Annotated in this window: 17 protein-coding genes; 16 read left to right on the top strand and 1 reads right to left on the bottom strand. The window is 58.5% G+C overall.

The window, feature by feature from the left end; genetic code table 11:
- Positions 1-7 precede the first annotated feature (7 nt).
- The 15 genes from CH296_RS06935 (at position 8) to CH296_RS06865 (ending at position 17,517) form a co-directional block, all read left to right on the top strand.
- A complete protein-coding gene (locus CH296_RS06935; protein ID WP_032397205.1) occupies positions 8-1,279 on the top strand; it encodes an acyltransferase in 1,272 nt (423 codons plus the stop codon).
- 4 nt (positions 1,280-1,283) lie between these two features.
- Positions 1,284-2,501, top strand: a complete 1,218-nt coding sequence (locus tag CH296_RS06930; RefSeq protein WP_256980361.1) for a lipase family protein — start codon at positions 1,284-1,286, stop codon at positions 2,499-2,501.
- Entirely contained in the window at positions 2,498-3,367 is an 870-nt protein-coding gene (locus tag CH296_RS06925) for a sialate O-acetylesterase (RefSeq protein WP_256980360.1), read from the top strand. Before CH296_RS06930 ends, CH296_RS06925 begins: the two co-directional genes overlap by 4 nt.
- Positions 3,368-3,621: 254 nt before the next feature.
- The gene (locus CH296_RS06920; protein ID WP_230596900.1) at positions 3,622-5,127 is read left to right on the top strand and encodes a sugar transferase; all 1,506 of its coding nucleotides are present in this window, start codon (positions 3,622-3,624) and stop codon (positions 5,125-5,127) included.
- Positions 5,128-5,178: 51 nt separating this feature from the next.
- Positions 5,179-5,478: a hypothetical protein gene (locus CH296_RS06915; RefSeq protein ID WP_094645992.1), complete on the top strand. Its 300-nt coding sequence runs from the start codon at positions 5,179-5,181 to the stop codon at positions 5,476-5,478.
- A 158-nt stretch (positions 5,479-5,636) separates the two neighbouring features.
- Positions 5,637-6,956, top strand: a complete 1,320-nt coding sequence (locus CH296_RS06910) for a UDP-glucose/GDP-mannose dehydrogenase family protein (protein WP_094684358.1) — start codon at positions 5,637-5,639, stop codon at positions 6,954-6,956.
- 497 nt (positions 6,957-7,453) lie between these two features.
- Positions 7,454-8,965, top strand: coding sequence for a sugar transferase (locus CH296_RS06905; protein WP_094684357.1), 1,512 nt, complete (start codon positions 7,454-7,456; stop codon positions 8,963-8,965).
- Between the two features lie 58 nt (positions 8,966-9,023).
- Positions 9,024-10,148 carry a glycosyltransferase gene (locus CH296_RS06900; protein WP_094684356.1) on the top strand — a complete coding sequence of 375 codons (1,125 nt, stop codon included), beginning with the start codon at positions 9,024-9,026 and terminating at the stop codon, positions 10,146-10,148.
- Positions 10,145-10,843: a DapH/DapD/GlmU-related protein gene (locus tag CH296_RS06895; protein ID WP_094684355.1), complete on the top strand. Its 699-nt coding sequence runs from the start codon at positions 10,145-10,147 to the stop codon at positions 10,841-10,843. The genes CH296_RS06900 and CH296_RS06895 overlap by 4 nt, the downstream gene beginning before the upstream one ends.
- The gene (locus CH296_RS06890) at positions 10,840-12,054 is read left to right on the top strand and encodes a glycosyltransferase family 4 protein (protein WP_094684354.1); all 1,215 of its coding nucleotides are present in this window, start codon (positions 10,840-10,842) and stop codon (positions 12,052-12,054) included. Before CH296_RS06895 ends, CH296_RS06890 begins: the two co-directional genes overlap by 4 nt.
- Positions 12,035-13,036, top strand: coding sequence for a glycosyltransferase family 2 protein (locus CH296_RS06885; RefSeq protein WP_094684353.1), 1,002 nt, complete (start codon positions 12,035-12,037; stop codon positions 13,034-13,036). Before CH296_RS06890 ends, CH296_RS06885 begins: the two co-directional genes overlap by 20 nt.
- The gene (locus CH296_RS28560) at positions 13,033-14,442 is read left to right on the top strand and encodes a hypothetical protein (RefSeq protein WP_143546336.1); all 1,410 of its coding nucleotides are present in this window, start codon (positions 13,033-13,035) and stop codon (positions 14,440-14,442) included. The genes CH296_RS06885 and CH296_RS28560 overlap by 4 nt, the downstream gene beginning before the upstream one ends.
- Entirely contained in the window at positions 14,435-15,562 is a 1,128-nt protein-coding gene (locus tag CH296_RS06875) for a polysaccharide pyruvyl transferase family protein (RefSeq protein WP_094684351.1), read from the top strand. Before CH296_RS28560 ends, CH296_RS06875 begins: the two co-directional genes overlap by 8 nt.
- Positions 15,559-16,218, top strand: a complete 660-nt coding sequence (locus CH296_RS29770; protein WP_143546335.1) for a CatB-related O-acetyltransferase — start codon at positions 15,559-15,561, stop codon at positions 16,216-16,218. Before CH296_RS06875 ends, CH296_RS29770 begins: the two co-directional genes overlap by 4 nt.
- 3 nt (positions 16,219-16,221) lie before the next feature.
- Positions 16,222-17,517, top strand: a complete 1,296-nt coding sequence (locus tag CH296_RS06865; protein ID WP_094684350.1) for an oligosaccharide flippase family protein — start codon at positions 16,222-16,224, stop codon at positions 17,515-17,517.
- Between the two features lie 8 nt (positions 17,518-17,525).
- Here the strand turns inward: CH296_RS06865 and CH296_RS06860 are convergent, their stop codons facing one another.
- Entirely contained in the window at positions 17,526-18,557 is a 1,032-nt protein-coding gene (locus tag CH296_RS06860) for a Coenzyme F420 hydrogenase/dehydrogenase, beta subunit C-terminal domain (RefSeq protein WP_256980378.1), read from the bottom strand.
- A 496-nt stretch (positions 18,558-19,053) separates the two neighbouring features.
- On the opposite strand from CH296_RS06860, the gene CH296_RS28555 reads away from it, so the two are divergent.
- On the top strand, positions 19,054-19,133 hold an 80-nt coding region (locus tag CH296_RS28555; protein ID WP_143546339.1), incomplete at its 3' end, for a sugar phosphate nucleotidyltransferase.

Genomic DNA, 19,133 nt, shown 5'->3' with positions numbered 1-19,133 from the left:
GGTACCCATGACTGCTACTCCAGACAGCACCGCAGCCGCAGCGACTGCGCCCGCGCCTTCGGTGGCCGGTGAGTCCAAGCGTCCCGCGCGCATCGTCGGCCTCGACGGCCCGCGTGGCTTCGCGTGCCTGTGCGTGCTCGCGGTCCACGTCGGTGGCCATTACTCACCGCAGACCGTGCTCACGTACAAGTTGGGGTTGCTGGGGCAGGGCCTGATCTTCTTCTTCGCGCTGTCGGGATTCCTGATCTTCCTGCCGATGGTGCGAAAGTTGTTCGCAGGCAAGCCGATGCCGAACAACTTCAGCTACGCGATGCATCGCCTGCTTCGAGTGTTCCCGGCCTATCTGTTCATCTTCCTGTTCGCGAACTTCGTCATGCGAGCGGTGTTCGTGGAGAACGCGGCCGTCGCCGAACGGCATTTCACCGACAACGGTCTGGGCATCCTCACCGATCCGCTCACGCTGCTGGCAAATCTGACACTGCTGCACTCGTACATTCCGAGCATGCTGCAAACCGGGATCAACCCGTCGTGGTCGCTCTCGCTGGAGTTCGCGTTCTACCTCGCGTTGCCACTGCTGACGGGCATCGCGTTCTATCTCCGCAAGCGCACGTCCATCTCGGCACCGGTGCTGGCGATGATCCCGGTGGTGATCATGTTCGTCATCGGTATCACCGGAAAGCTCTACACCGCCTCGCTCGTCGGGCCGTCGGGCATCACCGACCCGAAGTTGCTGGATTGGGGTCCCAACCAGGTCGCGGTGCTCAGCCGCAGCTTCTGGTCGCTGGCAGACAATTTCACGTACGGGATGCTCGCCGCCGTGGTGTTCGTCGCCATCGACAACGGGATGCTGAAGGGCGCGATCGCCACCAGGATGCGCTGGTGGACCGGACTCGCGATGATCCCCACGGCCGCGATCTCGCTCAAGCTCATCGACGACAATTCACGCTGGCAGAGCTCCACCGTGGCATTCGGCTCGGCGCTGCTGATCCTGTTCATCATCGTGCCGCTGGCACGTGGGGAGAAGTCGCTGCTCGCCGAACGTGCGGACTGGGCACCGCTGAGCTACGTCGGCATGATCTCGCTCAGCGTCTACCTGTGGCACTTCCCCATCCTGATCATGGTGGGGCGCTTCGGGTGGATGGCCGGGGACAGCCCCCTGGGGCTCCTGCGGAACTTCGTGCTGGTGGGCGCGATCAGTATCGCGTTCGGGTCATTGACCTATCGATTCATCGAAAAGCCCGGTCTGACGTACGCGCGTCGGTTCAAGGCCTCCAAGTAGTGACGTGACGACGACGCGGCGGTGGTTGGCAGCACTGTTGCTGCTACCCCTGCTTTCCGGGTGCGCGGTCGTTGTGCCCGTTGCCGGGCAGGTGCAGGGAGCCCTCGCGGCGGTACTGCGCGGGTCGGACCCCCAACCGATGGTGATCGCGGATCCGGGAACCGGTAGCGGGTCCATCGTCAGTGCCGAGACCATGCCCAATCTGCCGATCCAGGTGCGGCTTTCGGGCGTGAACGCGGCGCGGGTGGTGTACCGCTCGGTGCAACCGGGGGTGGGCGAGCGCGAGGTATCGGGCACGGTGTTCACCCCGTCCGGCGAGGCACCCGAGGGCGGTTGGCCCGTCATCTCCTACGCCCACGGCACCACGGGTATCGAACAGGCATGCGCGCCGTCGCGGTCCGCGTCGCTGCTGGGGGCCTCGGCGCTCGTACAGGGTTACACCACAGCCGGTTTCGCGGTGGCCATCACCGACTACGAGGGACTCGGGCATCCGGGTAACCATGCGTACCTGGACAACATCACCGCCGGCTACGACGTCATCGATGCCGTACGGGCACTGCGGACGGTCTTTCCCGATGTGGGTACGCAGTGGGCTGCGTTCGGCGGATCGCAGGGCGGGGGTGCCGCGTGGGCGGCGAACGAACTCGCCGATTCCTACGCTCCCGAGCTGGATCTGGTCGGCGCGGTCGCGCTGGCACCGGGGGCGAACATGGTGGGGCTGGTGGACAAGGCCATCGCGGGAACACTGACCGACGATCAAGGCCCTCTGCTGCAGTGGGTACTGGAGTCGTTGGCGCGACGCGACCCGGCTCTGAACCTCGACGACTACCGCAGTGGCGAGGCCGCTCAGGACTGGGCCGCGCTCACCGGCTGCACGCCGGACAAGGCCGGTGCCCGTGAGGACGCGGTGAACAGGCTCGGCGACAAGGACTTCACCCCGAAATCCGATGCGGCCGCAGATGCCCTCCGGCGCGCACTGGCGGCGATGGCTGTGCCACAGGGACCGGCGTCGGCACCGATGCTGGTGGCCTACGGTGATGCCGATACGTACATCGATGCGGCATGGACCGACGCGGCTCTCGAGCAGGCCTGCGGGTACGGAGACACCATCACCATCGATCGTCAGGCGGGCCGGGGGCACGGGGATGTGAACGGCGACGCCGTCAACCAGTGGATAGGGGATCGTTTCGCCGGGGTACCGGCGCAGAACGACTGCACGTGAGTAGGGGGAGCGTCATGGGGTTTCGGCAGAACGCGAAGGTGCGAGCGAAAGACGTCGTGAAGAAGCGTCTCGGACGCGGCATTCCGGTGGAACCGGTCGACGAGTCGTATCTGGTGGTTGCGATTCTGGGCCAGTCCAATGCCCACGGTGCCGGCGTCGGATTGGACGGGGCAGGCCTGGATGCGCCGCATCCACGGGTGCATCAGTGGGCCGCGTCGGGCAGGTCGAAGAACACCATCGTGGCGGGCAGCAATCCTCTGTTTCACGAGGTGCCCTCCAAGGCAGTCGGATTCGGCCCGACGTTCGCCGCGCACCTCGCCGATGCGACGGGTAGGCCGGTGTTGCTGGTTCCGTATGCGCGCGGTGATTCGGGCTTCGCGCGGATTCACGGCATCTCCTGGGATCCGGCCGATACCGGCGCGCGAGTCAATCTGTTCTGGGATGCACTGCAGCGCATCCGAACAGGGCTGGCGACGAAGCCCGGCAACGAGCTCGCGGCGGTGCTGTGGCATCAGGGTGAGAGCGATGTGCCGCTGCTGACCGGGCCGGTGTACGCGGAGAAGCTCGACAGCCTGATCGACACGCTCCGCGGCGAGTTCGGCGACGTTCCGTTCGTGGTGGGCCAGATGGTGCCCGACGAGATCGAATCGGGGGAGGCGAACTACGCCGTCATCGATGCGGTGCATGCCGATACTCCCCGGCGCAAGGCGAAAGTGGCGTACGTGCCGGGTCCGCGCGGGCTCTACAACAGCGAGACCGAGAAGATCCATTACAACGGCGAGGGGCAACGGGAACTGGGCCGCCGAATGTGGGAGGCCTTCGCAGACATGTCTCCGAACGTACGGCGTTCGACCGACAATGCTTGACACACGAGGTGAATGTGGCACTAATAGGTGGTCGACAAAGGCCGGTATGAGGGCTTCAGGGGGAATTCGGCAACGCGGGGGACGCGTGCGGTTAATGCGGTAGAAACATGTAACGACCTGCGGGTTCTCGCCGATCAACACACCGTTACCAAGTGACACAATAAGTACGAAAAGATAATCTGCACGACGGGGTGGCACGGAGCTGTGCCGATCACGCAAGGGTTCGGCAACGCGTAAGTACCGAGGGGAAGCAAGTGTCAGTCAGCGATCTGGAAGCGCAGAGTTCGGTTGTCTCGCGGCGTGATGCACGACGGTTACGCAGAACGACATCGCGTCGTGAATGGGAGACGCACTACACCGAGGGCCTCCGTGTCACCGATACGGTGGTCGTCCTCGGCGCGGTGACGGTTGCGCAGATCATCCGCTTCGGCGAGATCGATTTTCGTGAACCGTGGTCCGTCATCGGCTATCTCGGCATATCCGGAGTGCTCGCGATTCTGTGGCTGACGTTTCTCGCCATCTTCCGCACCCGTTCGCCACGGGTGATCGGCAACGGCTCGGAGGAGTACCGCCGCATCGTGTCGGCCACGTTCCGTCTCTTCGGAACCATCGCGATCCTCTCCCTGCTGTTCCAACTGGACATCGCCCGTCTGTATCTCGCGATCGCACTGCCCGTCGGCCTGATCGGACTTCTGCTCAGTCGGTGGGTGTGGCGAAAAGTGGTGTCACGCAAGCGTGCTCGTGGCGGATACCAGACCTCGGTACTCATCGTCGGCAGCCGCAGCTCGGCCCTGGCCATGGCCAAGTCGTTCGAGCGTTCCCCCGAGGCCGGCTACAGTGTGGTCGGGATCTGCCTACCCAACTACGAGCCCGGCAACGACACGTCCTTCACCGTCGACGGCGTCGAGATCCCGGTGCTCGGTGACGAGCACAGCGTCGTCGAGGCCATCGAGACCTCCGGCGCAGACACCGTGGCGGTGACTGCCACCGAACACATCGGCCATCGCGGACTGCGAAAGATGGTGTGGGATCTGGAGAAGAAGAAGGTCGACCTCGTGGTCTCGCCCGGCGTGGTGGACGTCGCAGGTCCCCGTCTGGTGATGCGTCCGGTGGCGAACTTCCCGCTCATCCATGTCGAGAAGCCGCAGTACAACGGTGCGAAGCGATTCGGCAAGACGGCGTTCGACTTCCTGTTCGCCGCCTCGGTCCTCCTGCTGATCTCACCGGTCCTGATCACTCTCGCCGCAATCATCAAGCTCACCAGCAAGGGCTCGATCTTCTACAAGTCCGAGCGAATGGGCATCGACGGCAAGCCTTTCCAGATGATCAAGTTCCGCAGCATGGTGCAGGACGCCGACAAGCGCGTACAGGAACTGGCCGCCCTCAACGAAGGGGCAGGCGGGGTGTTGTTCAAGATGCGCGACGACCCACGGGTCACGCGGGTGGGCAAGGTGATGCGCAAGTTCAGCCTCGACGAGCTGCCGCAGTTCGTCAACGTGCTCAAGCGCGAGATGAGTGTGGTGGGTCCGCGGCCGCCGCTGCGCAGCGAAGTGGAAACGTACGACGGCGACGTGCGTCGTCGACTGCTTGTCAAGCCGGGTATCACCGGGCTGTGGCAGGTGAGTGGCCGATCGGATCTGTCGTGGGAGGAGAGCGTTCGCCTCGATCTCTCGTACGTCGAGAACTGGTCCATGACAGGGGATCTGCTCATCATCGCCAAGACCGCGGTCGCAGTTGCCAAGAGCGACGGCGCGTACTAGTTTTCGGACCCTCACCCTGCGGACGGTCGGTTTTGTTCGTACCATGACGCAATGACAACTGTTTCGGAGAACGGACGTGACGTGACCATGGCGCAGAATACGTTTCACGACTTCCTGGCCGATCGCATCGACGTGATCGCCAAGGTTCATCTGAACAGGTCCACCTCGCTGCACGCGGTGATCTCCGACAGCGTCGATGCCTACACCTCGGCATTCGCGGAGTACCACGGTACCGACGTCCCCTTGGATCTACTCGCTCCCGAGGTCCGCTCCGAATTGAGCGATTTCATCCACCGCTGCGCCGAGGCCGTCGAAGAACCGGAGAACCCGCAGTTTCCCGTTCGTCGCTGAACACCCTTCCTGTTTGACCATCTGCTCGAGGGGTAACTCCCTGATGCTCATGTGCAGTTCAGCTCGGTGTATCCGGTCGTTTGCCTTGAGCACTCAGTGTCGTACCGATACTGCGGCTTTGTCGTGGTTGCGGTCGAAACCAAGGAGATTGCCGGAGTATGCGCATCACAGTGTTCGGAACCGGGTATCTCGGTGCCACCCATGCGGCTTGTATGGCCGAGCTGGGGCACGACGTACTCGGCGTCGACGTAGACGAGGCGAAACTACGCAAGCTCGAGGCCGGCGAGGTTCCCTTCTGGGAACCTGGGCTCCGGGAGGTGCTCCAGCGCAATATCGCGGCCGGCCGTCTGCGTTTCACACCCTCGTACGAGGAGGCGGCCGCGTTTGCCGAGATCCACTTCCTGGGTGTCGGTACGCCCCAGAAGAGAGGCGAGTACGCGGCAGACATGAAGTATGTCGACTCAGTGATCGAGACGCTCGCGCCGCTGTTGACCAAGCCGGCTGTGATTTTCGGTAAGTCGACCGTCCCCGTGGGTACAGCAGAGCGGCTTGGACATATGGCGCGCGAGCTGTCACCGGCCGGTAGTGGCGTCGAGATTGCCTGGAATCCGGAGTTCCTGCGTGAAGGCTTTGCCGTCAAGGACACGCTGCGACCCGACCGCCTGGTGCTCGGCGTGGATCGCGCCCGTCCGGGACGCGCCGAGGAGCTCGCCCGCGAGGTGTACGCGCAGCTGCTCGACGAGAAGATTCCGTTCCTGGTCACCGACCTGGCCACGGCCGAGCTGGTCAAGGCATCGGCCAACGCGTTCCTGGCCACCAAGATCTCGTTCATCAACGCCATTGCGGAAGTCTGTGAGGCCGCGGGTGCAGATGTCACCGTGCTCGCCGACGCCATCGGCCACGACGAGCGCATCGGCCGCAAGTTCCTCAATGCCGGCATCGGCTTCGGCGGCGGCTGCCTGCCCAAGGACATCCGGGCGTTCATGGCTCGGGCCGGTGAACTGGGCGCTGATCAGGCGCTGACGTTCCTGCGTGAGGTCGACAACATCAACATGCGACGCCGCACACGCATGGTGGAGTTGGCGCGTGAGGCGTGTGGGTCTCTTCTCGGTGCACGGGTCGCTGTGCTGGGTGCCGCCTTCAAGCCCGACTCGGACGACGTTCGTGATTCACCGGCCCTGAACGTGGCCGGGCAGATCCAGCTCCAGGGTGCCGCGGTCAACGTGTACGACCCCAAGGCCATGGAGAACTCCCGTGCCCTGTTCCCCACCCTGACCTACAGCAGTTCTGCGCTCGAGGCCTGCGAGGGCGCCGACGTGGTGCTGGTGCTGACCGAGTGGAAGGAATTCAAGGCACTCGCTCCGAAGGATCTGGAGGGTGCGGTGCGCAGCAAGACTTTGATCGACGGGCGCAACTGCCTGGACCCGGAACAGTGGCGCGCGGCGGGATGGAACTACCGCGGGTTGGGGCGTCCCTGATCGCGGTGGGCGAGGACGTTTTTTGAAATTCATTTAAGGGAATGAATTTCGGAACTACGGGGGCATCTCCGGCGGAATCCAATTTTAACGCCGGTTATCGGCCCGTATCGGGCACTTCGCTGGCTTCGGCCTGCATCTCGGGGTGACATACCCTTTATCGGCAGTAGGCGCACGCTGCGCTATGTGATAGATGCCCCCAAAAACAACTTCGATACCTGTGACTGGTCACAGTTCACGTTCAATCCGCTTGCTGCAGAGCGGTTTTGGGCGGAAAAATTGCTAGCGGTGTTCGATTGTTCTCGCGGATCGCAGCATTACCTTCGATGTGGTAAACAACGTCAATGCTGTTATTGGTTTGTGATCTGTACCGCTCGCGTGGTGGTACAGCGAACGGCATGGGACTATTTCAATTCGATACCAGTCGCACAGCGGATGGGTATCGATCGGATTCATCCGCTCGCCGGTGGCGTGCGTACTAGTGCAGAGGAGGGGAGCACGTGGCAACTGTCGGGGCTGCACACCGCTCTCTCTGGGGATCTCCCCGTCGTTCGGACGTGGTGGCAACGCGCACGCTGACGTCGCGGCACGTGTGGGAACGTCAGTACGTCGCACGCCTGCGGGTGACCGATGTATTGGTTGTGATCCTGTCCGTTGCTCTGGCCCAGATCGTGCGGTTCGGGGATGTCGAGATGACGGGCTTGCTCTCGACCATGACGTACACGGGCGTCTCCGTCGCCCTGGCCGGTCTGTGGATCGCGTTTCTCGCGATCTTCCGCACCAGATCGCCTCGCGTTATCGGAAACGGTGCTGAAGAGTACCGGCGCATCGTATCGGCAACCTTCCGCCTGTTCGGGGTCATCGCGATCGCGTCGCTGCTCTTCCGGATCGACATCGCACGGCTCTACCTCGCTATCGCTCTACCGGTCGGACTTCTCGCACTGCTCTTGACCCGTTGGGCCTGGCGCAAGATCGTCACCCGACTTCGCGGTAAGGGCGAGTACAAGACCTCAGTCCTGATCGTGGGGAGCCGTACGGCGGCAGTGTCGATGGCGCAGTCGTTCGAGAAGTCTGCGTCTGCGGGGTACGCGGTGGTAGGAATCTGCATGCCCGGCTACGAGGCTCCGCGGGACGGTGTGGTTCACGTCGAAGGCACCGACATTCCGGTGCTGGGCGACGAGCACGACGTTCTCGACGCCATCGAAGAGTGCGGTGCAGACACGGTTGCCGTGACGGCCACCGAGCACCTCGGCCACAAGGGCATCCGAAAGATGATCTGGGATCTGGAGAAGAAGGACGTCGACCTTGTGGTCGCCCCAGGTGTTGTCGATGTTGCCGGCCCCCGACTGGTGATGCGGCCCGTTGCCGGCTTCCCGCTGATCCACGTAGAGAAGCCGCAGTACAACGGCGCGACGCGGTTCAGCAAGACCGCATTCGATCTCACGTTCGCGGCACTGGTGTTGGTGCTGATCTCGCCCGTCCTGCTGGCAGTGGCCATCGCGGTGAAGGCCACGAGTCGCGGACCGGTGTTCTACAAGTCCGAGCGGATGGGCATCGACGGCAAGCCGTTCTCGATGATCAAGTTCCGCAGCATGACCGTCGACGCGGACAAGCAGGTTGCGAACCTTCTCGATCAGAACGAGGGTGCCGGCGGTGTCCTGTTCAAGATGCGTGACGATCCGCGGGTGACACCGGTCGGCAAGGTGCTGCGGCGTTTCAGTCTCGACGAGTTGCCGCAGTTCATCAACGTGCTCAAGCGCGAGATGAGCGTGGTGGGGCCGAGGCCTCCGCTGCGACGTGAGGTGGAGACCTACAACGGTGAGGTTCGACGGCGACTGTTGGTCAAGCCGGGAGTCACGGGTCTGTGGCAGGTCAGTGGAAGATCGGACCTGTCGTGGGAAGAGACTGTGCGGCTTGATCTTTCGTATGTCGAGAATTGGTCGATGGTGGGGGATCTGTTGATCATCGCCAAGACCATGAAGGCAGTGGCTGGAAGCGACGGGGCGTATTGAGTTTGCCCAAGTCGGGTGTTCGTCGCGCAGTTCACATGTCGGGAGGGCCAGGAATTCAATGAGCAAGTCAGTTGCGATCATCGGTACGCGGGGATACCCGAGCTATTACGGCGGATTCGAGACGCTGATCAGGCGCCTCGCGCCGTACTTGGTCGAAGCAGGCTGGGACGTGGCTGTTTACGGGCGTCCAGGTGCAGTCAAGACGGATGACCCATTACTGGACTTGAGGGTGTCATCACTGATGACGAAGGGTCTCGAAACCAAGTCACTGAGCACTCTCAGCTATGGTTTGACGTCATCGCTCAGTGCGGCCCGTCGCAAGCCCGACGTGGCTTTGATCATGAATGTGGCAAACGGATACTGGCTTCCGCTGCTCCGATCTCGCGGCATTCCGACGGTCGTGAACGTCGATGGCATCGAGTGGGAACGAGCGAAGTGGGGCAGCAACGCCAAGCGAGTGTTCCGCGGCGGGGCTCGACTGACTGCGAAGTATGCGTCGGAGCTGGTATGCGACTCGCACGAGATCAAGCGGCGCTGGCAGCGCGATTTCGGGCGCGACGGAGCGTTCATTCCCTACGGCGGCGACACTCCCGACAGACTTCCGGTGGTCGAGGGCCTGAAGTCCAGAGAGTACGTCCTGATTGTGGCTCGGTTCGTCCCCGAAAACACCGTTCCCGAGTTCCTCGAAGCAGCTAGGGAACTCAGCAAGAAGTGGAACGTAGTGATCGTCGGCTCCTCAGGCTACGGCGGGGAGCTAGACCTTGCGGCGAAAAAGTTGTCTGAAGAATCGTCCCGCGTGCAGTGGCTGGGCCATGTCAGCGACGACAAGAAGCTGTTCTCGCTCTGGCAGCATGCGGGTGCCTACTTTCACGGTCACAGCGTTGGGGGCACGAATCCTGCGTTGGTCCAGGCAATGGCTTGTGGTGCTCCCACCGTTGCCCGAGACACCGTATACAACCGTGAGGTGCTAGGTGGGGCCGGTGTCTTCTGTAAACCCACATCAGCGAGCATCTCCCAATCGATGCTCGGACTCATGGAAGATCGCGGACTTCAAGACCAACTCAGCAGGCAATCCATTGAGCGCGCCAAATCTGAATATTCCTGGGACGATATCTGCGCAAACTACGATCGGTCGATCAGTAAACTAGTGCCTGTTTCTGAGCCTGTGAGTGACTTGAGATGAGTGCAACTACGAAACTGGCAAATAAGCTGATTGGAATAGTAAAAAAAACCGACTATCAAGTGGACCCAGCGATCGACGGGCGCTATATAGCTTCGATCATGGCCAAGCGAGTACTCATGAAAGCCACTGGCGCTGTTCGATTTAGGACGGCTCGAAGCGGTCCTTTCGTTGGGCGCTCTGTCAGGATCAAAGCCAGGCGGCACATCACCTTGGGTACTGGAGTTACATTCGACGATGGCAGCTACATCGATGCGATGTCCTCGGGAGGTGTCAGCATCGGACAGAATAGTTCGGTAGGAAGAAACACTAGGATCGAATGCATTGGCAGCCTGAAGCATCTTGGTAAAGGGCTGACGGTCGGTGATAATGTCGGGCTCGGAACCGACTCATTGTACGGCTGTGCGGGTGGGATAAAAGTTGGTGACGGCACTATCGTCGGAAACTACTGTTCATTTCATTCCGAGAATCATATTTCTACCAATCTGTCGATTCCAATACGAGATCAAGGAGTAACGCATCAGGGCATTTCCATTGGGGCAAACTGTTGGATTGGATCCCGAGTAACCGTGCTCGACGGGGCGATCATCGGAGACGGCTGCATTATCGCAGCAGGCGCAGTCGTAACAGCCGGTATATATCAGTCCAACGCCATTTATGGAGGAGTGCCGGCGCGCTTTTTGAGGGAACGGGAATGAGCCAAGAAGATAAGCGCCCTATATTGGTGTCGCATCCCTCTCCGGACCTCTACGGCTCAGACCTCCAGCTGCTGGAGTCAGTAACCGCCCTCGCTGGACGGGGGCACCCAGTGCACGTCGTACTTCCCAGGACGGGTCCACTCGAAAAGTTGCTAGTCGACCGGGGAGCGAGTACGGAGGTTATTCCCTTTCCGGTGAGCAGAAAGTCGGTACTTAATCCCAAAGCTCTCCCTGGTTATATCCTCGAAACGCTCGCCGCCACTGCCCGTAGTATGCGCCTGTTGAGGCGCATGCGACCTGACTTGATCTATGCGAACACAATAACGGCACCTGTATGGATATTGGCGGGCTGGCTAACTGGTACCCCAACGCTCTGCCATGTCCACGAAGCAGAGGAGACAGGAAGCCGTGTGCTTCGAATGCTACTAGCAGCGCCGTTGTTGCTTTGTCGGACGATTGTCGTAAATAGCTTGGCGTCACGCAAAGTCATCTATGAATCGTGGCCAAGGCTTGATGGCCGGATAGAACTTATTTACAACGGGATTCCTCAACACGATACAACGACCAGCGGCATCCTGTTCCCCAAGACCGAGGGCATACGTATTGTACTCGTCGGACGATTGTCACCGCGAAAAGGCACAGATGTGGCGTTAGAGGCGTTGGCTACGCTAGTTGAGCAAGGGCTTGATGTCTCCATTGCGCTCTGTGGCGACACGTATCCAGGATACGAGTGGTTCGAAGACAGATTACGAAGACGGGCGACTCAAGACGATTTGAATGGCCGAGTGCACTTTTGCGGTTACATCAAGAACGTGCGTGGTTATCTTGAGGAGGCCGACATTGTGATTGTTCCATCCATAGCTGAGCCCTTTGGGAACGTGGCAGTCGAGGCGCAACTTGCGTCGAGACCAGTAGTCGCGTCTAACGTACAGGGCCTTGCGGAGATCATTGATGATGGTCGGACCGGGTTGCTGTGTCCCGCTGGTGACCATGTCAAGATCGCCGAGGCCGTCACTCTTCTTGCGAAAGACCCAGCTTGGGCAGCAAAACTTGCTCAGGCTGGATACGATTCAGCGGTGCAGCGATTCAGTGTGGAGCGTTACCAAGGGTCGATCGTGAGCACAGTCGAAGAGTCTATTAAGGCACGAAACGGACTTTCCTGGCTTTTTGACCGACGAAAGGCGGCCGCAGATGAGCGAACTGGTTCGTAGTCGTGAAATGAGCCGTAGGGAGCCGCCGGATATAGGACTGTTATCCGTAATCGTCGTAACGTACAACAGCAAGGAGATAGTCGGATCCTGCATAGAACCACTTCAGAATAAGCCCGCTATAGAAATCATAGTGGTTGATAACGCGTCGAGCGATGGAACTGCTGATTTCGTCCGCGAACAATACCCAGCGGTGAGAGTCGTCGATAGTGGTGGAAATCTGGGTTTCGCCAAGGGGGTGAATCTGGGCGCCAGTTACGCGACCGGTGTTGCACTTGTTTTACTGAACCCCGACGCTTCTGTGAGTCACACGAATCTACTGTCCCTTCATAGGGTGCTAGCTGATAATCCCGATGTTGGGGTTGTCGCACCATTGCTGGACCATCCGGGTCGAGGCTTGTCGGTACGTGAAGGCGGTATGTCGCCAACCATCTGGCACGTCTTCTGCCATTACTATGGCTTATCGCGAATATTTGCCGGTCGCAAAGTATTTCGCGGAATGTATATTCTCAGATCTCAGAGTTTCGACAGCATCGATGTCGACTGGGTATCGGGAGCGTGCATGGCGGTGCCTTCTGAAGTCTGGAACTTGCACGGTGGACTGTCGGAACGGTGGTTCATGTACGCGGAGGACGTAGAATTCTGCTTGCGTGTCCGGCATGGGGGCAAGCGGGTTGTAATATGCGGCGAAATAGAAGGGACACACGGACTCGGAGAAAGCAGCGGCAACGCCGCACCGGATCCAACCAACGCACTTTGGCTAACGAATTTGTTCGAACTCTACAAAATGGAAATTTCTCCAAGTCGATTGCATAACGTTCTGTGGAAAATGATTTTCGGCGGTGGTCTCGCTGCCAGGTCGTTTGCAATTGCAGTAAAGATGCTCTCGAAACGCCAGCAGCCAAGCCGAAGTTCTGACTTTAGACGGTTCAACTTTTATCTTCGTGAACTTTCAAAGCAAGATAGTTTGCGAGGGATGAAATGATCGGAATGCCCTCAGCGTCAGGAAAGAACAGCAAGATTCTTTCTGGCCTAGCGATCACGCTTGTGATCGGCATCGGCGCGGTGTTAGCGCCAGCGACGGTGGGAAGCGTGTATGTGATCGCAGCTGTAGCTGGCATCTTACTGGTTCTTGCCTCCGCCGCTCATCCGAGGTTTGCGGTTGTTTTGTGGTTGCTGTCTGCATGCTTCCTACCATTTTGGGTTGGTGTTGAGAACCCGTTTTACTTGCCTGCGAGTTCTCTAGCTGGACTGCTTGTTCTTTGCGGCGCCTTTGTTAGAAATCCATGGCGGATCGGGCGGGTGGATACAGCAGTGCTTCTGTTCTGCGTCCTATGCCTCGTGTGTGGCGTAGTTGGACTGTCACGGCCGGGCGACGTCACGAACGTCATGACGCAGTGGCTGCTTTCATTTGTGGTTGGCCGACTGCTTGTTCAAAGAGCTGGCCTCCCTTTCACCTACCGTGCAATAACGTGTATATTCAGCGCTGCTGCAGCCTGTTCGATAGTCGAATTTTTTTCAGACTGGAATCCTTACTACGGATGGGTAGTCGACAACACGCAGTACCTTGCTTGGGGACACGAGCAAGATCGAGGGGGAATTGTCCGTGCGGAATGGGCATTCGGTCATTCGATTGCGCTGGGCTGCGCACTGGCGATGGCAATTCCCATCGTTTTCAACTGTAATTTTAAACCCGTGTTTCGTGCAGCTTTAATTGCCGTGCTGCTCGGTGGCGCAGTTGTCTCGTTCAGCCGATCAGGTATGATCAGTGCCGTCTTTGCCCTTCTGCTTTCACTGTTGTTCTTCTCTGATAAAGAGAAAGCTCGAGGCAGATTGGCTGTCGTGCTGGTACTCGGGTCTATTGCTTGGTTTGCGATTCCAAAAATTTTGTCCGTTTTTGCCGAGGAAGGTCGTCGGGCGACAATCTCAGCGGATTACCGCATCACTTTGATCGATCTGATTCCATCCATGAATCCTTTGGGATTGGCAAAGGGTTATACCGAGCCCAGTCGTGGAGAGTTTTATTTTCAGGGCTTTAAGTCTATTGACAGCACCTTCGTACTGCTGGGCGTTAGTTTCGGATTTGTTATCGCCTTACTTGCGCTCGTGGGCGTTGGGTGGCTTGCATGGCGCGTATTACGTCGTACATCGTCCGCTCCCGCGATCAGTGTCTTGGCCGTTGTTCCGGCGCTGTTTACAGTGGCTCTGATAACGCAGTTCGGCTCAATATTCTGGTTTTTTCTCGGAATGTTGTCCTTGCACGACAGATTGAACCCAGACCGAAAGGTCGATCCTGAAGCGCCGAGCGGCCTCTCAGATTTAGACGCAAGCTTGATTGGAACCAAGTCGTCGGCGGTAAGCAACAAGATAGGTTTGGTCGAAGATGTCTAGTCAAAAAAGGCCAAATGTTCTGGTGCTGTGGGCGGACCCCGCAGCAGAGAATCTAGGACTTCAAGCCCTCGCCGCAGGTGTGCGTGCTGTCGCGGAGCGCAGTTGGGGTGAATGCGACGTCACGTTTCATTCGCACAACACCCTTGGCACCCCGCTACGAAGAAAATTAGCCTTACAGGACTTTGGTCGACGAGCTGGGCCTATTGCTGCGTATCTTCGTCAATTCGATGTAGTTATGGACACGGGTGGTGGCGATAGTTTCACTGATATTTATGGTGTTCAGCGGCTTCTCTTGATGGCTTACATTCAGCGAGCATGTAGGAAGGCGGGGGTGTCGTTAGTAATGACTCCGCAAACAGTCGGCCCTTTTCGGACCCGCCTTGGACGCGTAGTTGCTTCTCGATTATTGACCAGCGTGGACGTGCTGTGTACCCGCGACCCGGTAAGCTCTCAAGTTGCAAAGGATCTTGGCCGCAAGCCAAACCTGCTGGCAACCGATATGGCCTTTGCGCTACCACGGCCGAAACCCGTGGATCAGCGCGATGTTGTTCTGAATGTGTCGGGCTTGCTGTGGCAGTCGAACCCGCACGTGGATTCTCTTCGGTACAGAGCGAATGTCGTCGATTTGGTAGATCGTTTGCTTGCCGCGGACAGACGCGTCACCTTGCTAGCACATGTGTTGGACTCTCCGGTTCCCGACAATGACGTTCCAGCTGTATACGAAGCTGCCGACGCGATAAATGGCAAAGTTGAGATTGTCGTCCCTGAGGATCTTGAGGAGGCTCGCAGGGTTCTAGCCGGAAGCCGTGTTCTAGTAGGTTCTAGAATGCATTCTGCTATTAACGCGCTGTCTGTGGGGGTTCCCGCGATTTCGTGGTCGTACTCCAGAAAGTTTGGTCCACTTATGGATGCGTTAGGTTGGCAGCACACTATCGACCTCACTACCGGCTGTGATCCAGTTCCTGAAACCTTGCAGTTGATCACGACCGACTCTTTCCAGGCACTTGAGGAGGCAGCACCTGGAGTTGCAGCCTCCGCGGAAAGAGAGATCGAGGAGATGGTCGCTGTATTGAGCTCGCATGACCTATTTGCTCCGTTCAGCGTGGGTCGGACGGCATGAGTTCGCTGCCACGTGATGAACCTATGAACCGCGCCTTCATGAGTCGAATAATCGCTCGCTACTACAGACGTTTTCCTTTTGGTGGGCGGGCAATCGCACTAGCTTCAAAATTTGAAGGTGGGCAAATGTTCTCGGCGACGCTAAGGGAGGTGTTGCAGCGTGACTACGGCGTGGTAGCCGGTTCGTATAGCTATGGTTCTTTGTTGCAACCAGGATACGCGGATGTGGATACAGTTATCGGACGATACGTATCGATCGGGCCGGGAGTACGACGGATTGGTGCAGCTCATCCACTGGCTGAAGTCAGTATGCATCCGTTCTGGTACAACTCAGCGCTCGGTTTTGTAGATAAAGATTCCGATGTCGAGCGAACCGGGTGCGTTATTGAGCATGACTGCTGGATCGGTGCAAATACTTTGATCCTACCTGGTTGCACACGTATCGGCGTTGGGTCCGTCATCGGTGCAGGATCTGTGGTCACTCGTGATATCCCAGACTTTGCTATTGCAGTGGGCAATCCAGCTAGGGTGGTCCGGCAGCGGTTTGAACCGGCCGATGCACAGCGAATTCTGGACTCCCGCTACTGGGAGCTTGAGCCTGCAGGTGTCCGGAAGTTAATTGCTTCGTTTCGTGACCATAAATCGACGCTTGGCTGAATCATGGCACTGTCTCCCCCTCGAGGTGCAGGAAAGTTTAATTCGCCGTTGCTCATATCGGTGAGTCGTGTTGCAATTATGCTGATTGCACTCGGCACGGCACCAATCATTTCACGCGAGCTGGGTCCGTCCGGCAGAGGCCTTTATGCAACATGTCTAGCGGCCCTTGGTCTGGCCCCTGTGATAATTGGTCTCGGTATTCCCATGGCAGTTCGGAGACTAGCCTCAATTATCGACCATCGGCCAGTTGTTCGAAGCGCTTATCGGATTGTGCTTCTTTTGCTCTCGCCAGCATTTGGTCTTGGTGTCGTAGTCTCGATACTGTTGGTTCCAAATTTGACTTATTCGCAACGAAACTGGTTTTTGGTGGCAATGTCAACCACTGCGTTCTTCGTGTTGGTGCTTTGTGCGCAGAGTGTGCTGATAGCGGCCCATCGCTATTTTGCCATTGCATTGTTGCATTTTATTCAGCCTTTTGTCACTGCTACTGCCGTTTTTGTATTTTGGGCTTTCTCGGAGGTCACGCTCGAGATTCTTTTGTGGGGATATGTAGCCGGCACGTCGCTTGCTGCTCTGACTGCTTTTGTCTTGCTGAGAGTCAGCGTGCGTGGTCCGCGTATGTCTTTTGAGTATCTAGGTCGGCAGGGTGTCAAGTACGCGGGGAGTCAGATCGCTGAGACCGCTGCGAGCACTGTCGTCTTGCTCCTGGCGGTCGCCACGATGGGCTCGTACGAGGCTGGTTTGCTAGCCGTCGCGATTACGCTTGCCACCCTGCCTCTAGCGCTTGGATATGCGATTGGATCCGCGGTATTCGGAGGTGTTGCATCTGCCAATTCGAGCAACCTGCCTAGAGCGAGGGCATCAGCGATCCGGGCAGCATTTGTTGTTGGGATTCTGGGCGCGTTGACGCTGGTGCTTGTTACGCCGTACGGTTTGCCGTTATTGTTCGGCAGCGCCTTTTTGCCTGCAGTTCCGGCTGCTGTCGTTTTGGTCTCTAGTTCGCTTTTTCTGGTCGTAAATTATGTCGCAACGCAAGTGCTCGGCGCAGAAGGGCGTGGCTCGGCGATGGCTTTGTGGCAAGTTGCTGGGTTAGCTATCGCAGTCGCCGGGCTTCTTTGTCTGTCTGGCGATTTTGGCGCGTTTGGGGCCGCTCTATCAATGGCAGCCGGTTGGTTGGTGACAACGGTCGGATGTCTAGGAACGCTGCGGGTTGGACCTTCCGTAGTAGTTATTGGTGTGGCTGATTTGAAGGCATGTTTTCAACTATGCGTGCGGGGAAAGTTCGTGTACATGAGGTAGTGTGATTACTAGCGACCTTGCCTTGTTCGAATGAATGTTCCTGCCGCCGCTTTGAGGCTTCTCTTTGTAGTTGCGCTTAGGCGAGTGAGTCCGTAACCGGAGTAACGGGGTATGCGTTTCCCGGCTAAACTTCGCCCAAGAAGTCTTGCGGCCAGAGTGTGTTTTCTGTCGACCTGTAGCGGCTGAACAGCAGCTACTAGCTTGAGGTCGAGCGGTGAAAGCGAGAGCGTTCCGCATCTGGCTGCTTCCTTAAGAAGTTCTTCTCCTCGCTGGGTCCTCGCTATTACTACCGACCTACCGTCCGCGTTCTCAAAGGCAGGGTAGCCCTTGCTGTCCACCTCCCAGTAATCGCCTACAGCTATATCGGCGTGTCCTCCGGTCCCATCGACGCACAACTTGCACCGCCATTGGACGGTGCGGCCTAGGTGTGTTCCCCATGACTCGTCATACGACATCGTTCGCGATTCGCCGGTTTTGAGTGTGATCTTGAATGTTCCGGGCCATCCGTCGCCTCTGTATCTGAGCGATTTGATTTGGTCAGACGGCGCTTCCAGCAGAACTGCGAGCGCGTCGGTTGCTGATTGGCGAGGTGTGCCTGCGCAAAAGAAAGATACGGTAATGGGACGATCTTCTTGGGGAATTCCGATCGCATTCGATAGTTGGGCCAGGGCAGTAGCTTCACATGGCTTTCCCACGAATGCTTGACTGTCGAAATCCGATGGCGCAACCATTGGTAGGTTGGCTACCGGCGCATAACGTGACCCTGCAGCTCTTATCGCATCATCTCGCGAAAGGAGTTTCAAAGGGACTGTGTTCCGAGGGTTACTTGGGTCTTCCTGACTCGCCACCACGGCGCTGACTCGTTTTGTTTCTAGGAGCCAATTCGTGAAGGCTGTTATCACGCCTGCACTGCTGCCTGCTAGGCGAATTTCTGGGTCCGTCGCCCAACCGACCCACGCGGATGAGTAGGATCCAAATATATTGTGCGCATGCTGGTTTGGATTCTTGAGCGGTGCTATTACGCGGATGCCAGGGCACATTGCTTTGAATACGTCGGCCTCGAGTTTTGATTGTTCCCTGGTTTCCGAGGGGCTGCGTGGAGCCAGGGTCGGGCGCATGTAGCTGTCCTCAGCCAGCCCGATCGTTATTCGATCGGAAACAAGAGCGCATCCTCCGCATCCGCTGCAATTGTCGTTCTTGAGAACTTGCCTGACTGCATGTCGGAGTGGGTCAGTTCGCAAGACTTAAGCTCCTTGTGTGGGGTAGCACTGCTCGGGCGCGCTAGCACTGCGGTTCGACGAAGTATAGTTCGCAATTGGCAGAACCCTCTTCCGAGGAAGTCGACGAGTTCTGTGTTTACTTTGCACTCGATTGAGGTCTGACACTCCCCAACAGGACACTCGTGGATGGTAGCGCGCTTCGCCGACCGAGGGTCTAGTCATCTGCGGCGGCCCGTGAGATTGAGGCGCAGTCGTATTCGATTTGCGCGATCAGGTGTCGCGCGGATTTGGCCTACTTCTGGAAGACTTCGCCGTCATGCGGGGAATCATTCTGGCGGGCGGCACGGGCTCGCGTCTTCATCCGATCACGATGGGCGTCAGCAAGCAGCTGGTCCC

It is taken from the genome of Rhodococcus sp. 14-2496-1d (assembly GCF_002259365.1).
Taxonomy (GTDB): Bacteria; Actinomycetota; Actinomycetes; order Mycobacteriales; family Mycobacteriaceae; genus Rhodococcoides.
The sequence above is the reverse complement of the archived record's forward strand: the minus strand, read 5'-3'. Positions and strand labels throughout refer to the sequence as shown.